This window comes from Pseudomonas sp. NPDC087804 (assembly GCF_044742965.1).
GTDB classification, from domain to species: Bacteria; Pseudomonadota; Gammaproteobacteria; order Pseudomonadales; family Pseudomonadaceae; genus Aquipseudomonas; species Aquipseudomonas rustica.
Window position 1 is genome coordinate 101084 of the sequence record NZ_JBIUVN010000016.1, and the last position, 7688, is coordinate 108771.

Genomic DNA, 7688 nt, shown 5'->3' on the forward strand with positions numbered 1-7688 from the left:
GTCAGTCGTTGAGCAAGCGCCCGTGACGCAGCGCTTCGCGCCCCGCCACCTTGGCCAGCCAGAAACCGGGTTGGGCATAGCGCAGCCGTTCAATGGCAAACAGCACCCCGGAGGTACCAGCACACACCGTGCTGACCCGATCGGACACAGGATCAATCACTTCAAAAATCTCGTCGCCCGCCTCGACCCACTCGCCGGGCTTGCGCAGAAAACTTACGACGCCGGGATGGGGTGCGAGGAGCAATTTGGTGCCTTCGAACGGCATGCCTTCGCACGCTTCGTGCGCAGGATTCGGCCACTCGCCGGTGATCAAACCTTGCTCGGCGAGGAAAGCCAGAATGCCCTCAGCATATGCCTCGGCTTCGGCGCGACCGGTGTCGGCCTGGCCGCCCAATTCGATTGTCGTGGCCAGACACGCCAGCGGAATCTGCGCCTCGGGGAACTGCCGCGACAGACGCAACCACGGCAACGAGCAAGCCTCATCGAACGAGCTGCCGCCGGAATCTTCCGCCAGCAAACCCACGCGCACATTCAGGTGTGCGGCCAGCGAACGCCACTGTGGCCAGTGCTGCGGCAACGCATACATGTGCAGCGCGGCCTCGGCATCGCAATGCAGATCAAGCACCACATCGGCGGTGCAGGCATGGCTGAGCAACACACGCTGCATGCCTTGCAACTGGCTGCTCGCCTCCGGCAATGCCGCCAGATGATCGGCCATCGCCTGACGGATCAGGCGCACATTGGCGTGCGGATCATCACCGAGACTGTCAGCCAAAGCGGCCGCAACCGGCGCGCTCAGCTCAACGAAATCACGGTTGAAATTCTTGCCGCTGCCCGCCTCGAAACGGCCCTGATGATTGCCTTGCAGCAATTGCCCGAGACCCAACGGGTTGGCGACTGGCACAAGTTCGATGACACCGTTGAGCAAGCCTTTGGCTTCGAGTTCGCCGAGGCGCTTTTTCAGCTCCCAAGCAGTGCGCATACCCGGCAATTCATCAGCGTGCAGGCTGGCCTGAATGTAGGCCTTGCGCTCGCCGCGTCCGAAGCGGAATACGGAAATCTTGCGCTCGCTGCCCAAATGGCTCCACGGCAAAACGTGGTCGATGCGTTCCATATCAATGCTTCCGCGGCGCGAGGTAGCTCAACCAGCGACGCTCGGCCAGCTTGAACAGCTTGACCAGAATGAACGTCAGGCAGAGGTAGAACACGCCAGCGGTGATGTACGCCTCGAACGGCAGATAGTACTGCGCGTTGACGGTACGGGCCGCGCCGGTGATGTCGATCAGAGTGACGATGGACGCCAGACTGGTGGTCTGCAGCATCATGATCACTTCGTTGCTGTACTGCGGCAGTGCCCGGCGCAGGGCCGATGGCAGCAGAATGCGTTTGTACAGTTTGAAGCGCGACATGCCCATGGCTTTCGCCGCTTCGATCTCACCGTTCGGCGTGGCTTTGAGGCTGCCGGCGATGATTTCAGCGGTGTAGGCGCTGGTATTGACCGCGAAGGCCAGGCACGCGCAGAACGTTGCGCTGGACAGCCATGGCCACAAAAAGCTTTCGCGTACCGCTTCGAACTGCGCCAGACCGTAGTAGATCAGAAACAGTTGCACCAGCATCGGCGTGCCACGGATCACGTAGGTGTAAAGCCACGCCGCACCGTTGACCACCGGGTTCTTCGAGACGCGCATCAGGCCCAGCGGCAGTGCCGCCAGCAGACCGAAAAACAGCGAGAGCGCGAGCAATTTGAGGGTGGTCAACAGCCCGCCGAGGTACAGCGGCATCGCCTCCCAAATGACGTTGTAGTCGAAGATCATAGATCAGCCGCCCTTACGCCTACCGAGTAGCGCTTCTCAAGTTGACGCAATGCCAGCAACGAGACGCTGGTGATCACCAGGTACATCGCCGCCACTGCGAGGAAGAAGGTGAAAGGCTCGCGGGTGGCATCTGCCGCCTGCTTGGCCTTGAACATCATGTCTTGCAGACCGACCACGGAAATCAGCGCGGTGGCCTTGGTCAGTACCAGCCAGTTGTTGGTGAAACCCGGAATCGCCAGACGAATCATCTGCGGCACCATCACCCGGAAGAACACCTGAAAACGGCTCATGCCGTACGCCATGCCGGCTTCGGCCTGGCCCTTGGGGATCGCCATGAACGCGCCACGGAAGGTTTCCGACAAGTACGCACCGAAGATGAAACCGAGGGTGCCGATACCGGCGGCCAGCGGATTCAGGTCGATGTAATCGTTGAAGCCGAGCAGCGGCGCAACGCGGTTCAGCAAGTCCTGACCACCGTAAAAGATCAGCAGGATCAGCACCAGATCGGGAATCCCGCGAATAACCGTGGAATACAGATCGCCCAGCCAGGCCAGCCAGCGCACTGGCGACAGGCGCAACGCGACACCGATCAGCCCGAGAACGATGGCCAGAGCCATGGACGACAAGGCGAGCTGAAGCGTCAGCCATGCGCCATCGAGGATGACAGCCCCGTAGCCTTTCAACATGATTCAGGTCCTCGAAAGTTGGGATGAAAAAATGGCGCAAACCTCAGAGATCCTGTTGCTTGCGCCATTTCGGACTTGTCGCAGAGACGTGTTACTTGCCGTAGATATCGAAGGCGAAGTACTTGTCCTGGATTGCTTTGTATTTGCCGTTTTCGCGGATGGCCGCGATGGCAGCGTTGATCTTGTCTTTCAGGGCGTCGCCCTTACGAACAGCGATGCCTACGCCGTCGCCGAAGTATTTGACGTCGGTGAACGCCGGACCGACGAACGCGAAGCCTTTACCGGCGTCGGTTTTCAGGAAACCGTCGTCCAGCAGGGTTGCGTCAGCCACGGTACCGTCGAGGCGGCCAGCAGCCACGTCGAGGTAGATTTCGTTCTGCGAGCCGTACGGCTTGATCTCGGCACCCAGTGGAGCCAGCACTTCGCGGGCGAAACGTTCGTGGATCGAACCACGTTGTACGCCGATGTTCTTGCCCTTCAGCTCAGCCAGACCTTCGCTGACCTGAGTACCGGCCTTCATGACCAGACGTGCCGGGGTGTTGTAGTACTTGTTGGTGAAGTCGACCGACTTCTTGCGATCTTCGGTGATCGACATGGACGACAGAATCGCGTCGATCTTGCGCACTTTCAGTGCCGGGATCAGACCGTCGAACTCTTGCTCGACCCACACACACTTGACCTGCATCTGCTCGCAGAGAGCGTTGCCGATGTCGTAGTCGAAACCAACGATGCTGCCGTCCGGTGCTTTCGAAGCAAACGGAGGGTAAGCCGCTTCGATACCGATTTTCAGAGGTTTTTCGTCAGCGAAGGAATTCAGCGACAGCACGGACAGTGCCAGGGCGCCAAGCAGCACAAGTTTCTTCATCTTGGGACTCCATCGGTAAAGGGCAAAAACGGCAGAGTGAGCGACAGCCCAATATGCGAATGGGTGAATCGGGAAATCGGTTGCTGCATCGGTGGGAAATTTCCTGTTGAAACCTGGAGAGATTTCAACATCAGCCACGATGAGCGAGTGATCGGCATTCTAACGACAGGCCCGAAGTCGATATTTCCTCAATGCGACAACTAATTACAGATGCACAGAGAAACCCGCTTGAGCACGTTGACAGCCTTGCAAATTCATGCAAGAGCGAAAGACAGTGAACCGATCTATGCTGCAAATTGCGGGCCTATTATTCGCAAACCCTTCTAATCCGGCAAGCGCAGCGTTGTGTCTTATTTTTCACCGGGGGTTTGGAGGCTCTAAAACGGGGCGATGCGTTTCCCAATGCCCCGCTCCGTGGCGGGCGGTTACACATTCGGTTACGTGGAAGGCGGCGGGTAACAGTAGGAAAGGGCTTACGGCTCTGGTCGATAATTATTGGCTGGGCCGCTGATCGTTCCCACGCTCTGCGTGGGAATGCCTCCCTCGACGCTCTGCGTTGGCTTCTGGGACGCAGAGCGTCCCTTGCTGCATTCCCACGCAGAGCGTGGGAACGATCAGATCGCGAGCAGGCTCACTCCTACAGTTGATCGCGTTTCTTCAGGTGGAATGCGATCCCTGTAGGAGTGAGCCTGCTCGCGAAGGGGCCGGCATGACCGCTACAAACCCTACAGACACAAAAAAGCCCCGCCCGGCATTCACCGGACAGGGCTCCTATGCATCTACCGCTTAAGCCACATTCATCGTCTTATGCGTATCAATCAAATGCTGCACCACACCCGGATCCGCCAGCGTCGAGATATCCCCCAACCCGTCATATTCCGCCGTGGCAATCTTGCGCAGAATGCGGCGCATGATCTTGCCCGAACGCGTCTTCGGCAGACCCGGCGCCCACTGAATCACGTCCGGCGAAGCAATCGGCCCGATCTCTTTGCGCACCCAGTTCTTCAGCTCCAGACGCAGCTGCTCGGTCGGCTCCTCGCCATTCTTCAACGTGACATAGACATAAATGCCCTGCCCCTTGATGTCATGCGGAACCCCAACCACCGCCGCCTCAGCAACTTTCGGATGCGCAACCATCGCGCTCTCGATCTCGGCCGTGCCCATACGGTGACCGGACACGTTGAGCACGTCATCGACACGCCCGGTGATCCAGTAATAACCATCGGCATCACGGCGCGCGCCGTCACCGGTGAAGTACATGCCACGGAACGTCTTGAAGTAGGTATCGACGAAACGATCGTGATCGCCATACAGCGTGCGCGCCTGACCTGGCCACGAATCGAGAATCACCAGATTGCCTTCAGCCTCGCCCTCAATAATGTTACCGAGGTTGTCGACCAGCGCTGGCACCACACCGAAGAACGGACGCGCCGCCGAACCCGGCTTCAGCGCATGAGCACCCGGCAGCGGGCTCATCATGTTGCCGCCGGTTTCGGTCTGCCACCAGGTATCAACGATCGGGCAACGCGACTTGCCGACATTCTTGTAGTACCAATCCCAGGCTTCCGGGTTGATCGGCTCGCCAACCGAACCGAGCAGACGCAGACTGCTGCCATCCGCGCCTTCAACAGCGGCCTGACCCGAGGCCATCATCGCGCGGATCGCGGTCGGCGCGGTGTAGAGGATGTTGACCTTGTGCTTGTCGATGATCTTCGCCACCCGGGTGATGTCCGGATAGTTCGGCACGCCTTCGAACAGCAGCGTGGTCGCGCCATTGGCCAGCGGGCCGTAGACGATGTAGCTGTGGCCGGTGACCCAGCCAACGTCGGCGGTGCACCAGTAAACTTCGCCCGGACGGTAGTCGAACACGCGCTCGTGGGTCATTGCCGCGTACAGCAGATAACCGCCGGTGGTGTGTTGCACGCCCTTCGGCTTGCCGGTCGAGCCGGAGGTATAAAGGATGAACAGTGCTTCTTCAGCGCCCATTTCTTTCGGCGCGCAAACGGTGCCCGCCACTTTCATCAGGTCTTCGTACCAGATGTCGCGATGCTGGTTCCACTTGATGTCGCCACCAGTGCGCTTGCAGACGATGACTTTCTGAATGCTGCTGGTTTCCGGATTGGTCAGCGCGTCGTCGACGTTGGCCTTGAGGGAGATTTTCTTGCCGGCACGGATGCCTTCGTCAGCGGTGATCACCACTTTCGATTTGCAGTCGATGATGCGACCGGCCAGGGCTTCCGGCGAGAAACCACCGAACACCACCGAGTGAATCGCGCCGATCCGGGTGCAGGCCAGCATGGCGACCACGGCTTCGGGAATCATCGGCATATAAATGGTCACCACGTCGCCGCGGTGTACGTCCTGACCACGCAGGGCGTTGGCGAGTTTGCACACTTGTTCGTGCAGTTCGCGGTAGGTGATGTTGCGGCTCTCGGAAGGATCGTCGCCTTCCCAGATGATCGCCACTTGATCGCCGCGCTCGGCCAGATGACGGTCGAGGCAGTTGTAGGAAACGTTCAGGGTGCCGTCGGCAAACCATTTGATGTCGACGTGGTGATCGTCGAAAGAAGTCTGTTTCACCGTGGTGAAAGGCTTGATCCAGTCGAGGCGCTTGGCTTGCTCACGCCAGAAGCCGTCAGGGTTGACGACCGACTGCTGGTACATGGCTTTGTAGGTCGCCTCGTCAGTCAGCGTGTTAGCCAAAACCTCGGGACGAACGGGATACAGAGAAGCCGCACTCATCTTTCTTACCTCGGTGTAATAGTTGTTTTTGTATGACCCTGTTGTAACGGGGCCGGGCCCATAGAACCATTCGACGATGGTAGTAACAACCCCTCACCCACCCACGGTGGCCCGTGTAGGAGCTGCCGAAGGCTGCGATCTTTTGACCTTGCCTCTAAAAATCAAAGTCAAAAGATCGCAGCCTTCGGCAGCTCCTACGGGGGGATTGAGGTGTTTTTTGGGGGATTGTTACCAAATATGTGAAAAGTGTTTATCAAAACCCGGTCTGTTTACCCCCACCCCACCTCCCTAGAATTCACCTCGCCGACAAGGCAAACGCGATTAACAACGTTACAGCCCCCACGAAGGCCGTTGATCCAGCTCTCAAGTAACAACCGCAAACGATGAAGTTCCACACGCAACCCTAAAAAGGTTGCGTGACCCCACTCGACCTCAAAAAGGTAAATTTGAAATGAAAGCTTTATTGGTTCTGGCCCTCAGCAGTCTGTGCGCAACCGCCATGGCAAACGAGGTCCCGACTGATGTTGCCCAGCAAAAACCGGCCATCGAGGAATACACTTACTCGACCCACCTGGACATCGCCAACGTTGTATCGATGAGCGAAGTTCCGAATGTCTGCGAAGTTGTGCCAATGAAAATGGAATACGACGACTCCACCGGCCAGCGCCACATCCTGCGTTACAGCGTGATGGGCAACGGCTGCACCAATTGATGATTTCAGACTGCACCGAATTGGATCTCACAGCGCTTCATTGAGGGTCGATTCCAGCCCGGCTTCGGTCGGGCTCAGTTGTGTCTGGAGTCGGTCAAAAGGGTTGCAAAACACAAGATATAGTGAAAAACGCGGTTTTTTGCTCATTTCTTGAGCAACCAAAGCCCGGCGAAAAAATTAATCAAAAAAAATTCTCAGGGGCCAATCCCAGCGAAAGCCCTGTAAACCCTCGCTCCGACTGAAATCCCCTTCCTGATCGACTGCCCTGCGCGCTTTCGCCCTCCCCCACGACCTCATTTTTTTCCCTATAATGCCGCCCTAATCGGGTTAGCAATATTCCCTTACAGGGATCAAAAGCCATTCTGAAGCCCCGCAGCAGTGTTCAACGCTGATTGCGCCCGTCAGAGGCTCTCGGAAACCCGGAAAAAATTCTGTTTTATTGCCTGCGTATAGCTGCAAAAAACGATTCCTTAAGATCCAACGCGGTCTGTACGACCGTGTGAAAAACCAACCAATCAGGTTTCACACGGGCGACAGGCCCTCACGCAGGAGACGACACGTCATGCTGAGCTGGGACGAATTCGACAAAGAAGACAGTGAAGTAGCAGCAGTGAAAGGCGCCAACGCCGGCCACGCTACTGAAGCCAACATGGATCGCCTCGATAACGCTGGCGGTGCCGCCGCGATCGAAGCCCGCGCCGTGACCGCCGACGACTCGGCCGCCGTGGCCCGCGCCAAGGCTGCACTGAACTCCCTCGACGTCGCCGAAGGCCTCGCCGAACTCGAAGGCGCCTCCGCCCGTGTCGCCGTTGACGAAAAGCGCATGATCAACTGCCGCGCCGACCTCAACCAACTCGTGCCATTCATGT

The 7688-nt window shown here is 58.1% G+C and carries 6 protein-coding genes and 1 pseudogene; 2 read left to right on the plus strand and 5 right to left on the minus strand.

Annotated features, from left to right (window positions below):
• Position 1: 1 nt before the first annotated feature.
• The 5 genes from ACIOMO_RS19200 to acs all read right to left on the minus strand — a co-directional run bounded on the left by ACIOMO_RS19200 (position 2) and on the right by acs (position 6107).
• Positions 2–1114, minus strand: a complete 1113-nt coding sequence (locus tag ACIOMO_RS19200; RefSeq protein WP_401242879.1) for a M14 family metallopeptidase — start codon at positions 1112–1114, stop codon at positions 2–4.
• A gap of 1 nt (position 1115) precedes the next feature.
• Positions 1116–1814 carry an ABC transporter permease gene (locus ACIOMO_RS19205; RefSeq protein ID WP_053122875.1) on the minus strand — a complete coding sequence of 233 codons (699 nt, stop codon included), beginning with the start codon at positions 1812–1814 and terminating at the stop codon, positions 1116–1118.
• Positions 1811–2500, minus strand: coding sequence for an ABC transporter permease (locus tag ACIOMO_RS19210; RefSeq protein WP_401242882.1), 690 nt, complete (start codon positions 2498–2500; stop codon positions 1811–1813). Before ACIOMO_RS19210 ends, ACIOMO_RS19205 begins: the two co-directional genes overlap by 4 nt.
• A gap of 91 nt (positions 2501–2591) precedes the next feature.
• Positions 2592–3365 carry an ABC transporter substrate-binding protein gene (locus ACIOMO_RS19215; RefSeq protein ID WP_053122880.1) on the minus strand — a complete coding sequence of 258 codons (774 nt, stop codon included), beginning with the start codon at positions 3363–3365 and terminating at the stop codon, positions 2592–2594.
• Between the two features lie 786 nt (positions 3366–4151).
• Complete coding sequence (gene acs, locus ACIOMO_RS19220) at positions 4152–6107, minus strand: acetate--CoA ligase (RefSeq protein WP_053122882.1); 1956 nt, start codon at positions 6105–6107, stop codon at positions 4152–4154.
• Positions 6108–6558: 451 nt separating this feature from the next.
• Here acs and ACIOMO_RS19225 point away from each other — a divergent pair, with 451 nt between their 5' ends.
• Together ACIOMO_RS19225 and ACIOMO_RS19230 are read left to right on the plus strand one after the other, a co-directional pair.
• Positions 6559–6819 carry a DUF2790 domain-containing protein gene (locus ACIOMO_RS19225; RefSeq protein WP_053122884.1) on the plus strand — a complete coding sequence of 87 codons (261 nt, stop codon included), beginning with the start codon at positions 6559–6561 and terminating at the stop codon, positions 6817–6819.
• Positions 6820–7381: 562 nt separating this feature from the next.
• Positions 7382–7688 (plus strand): annotated as a pseudogene (locus tag ACIOMO_RS19230) (ribonucleotide-diphosphate reductase subunit beta); the annotation flags it as partial.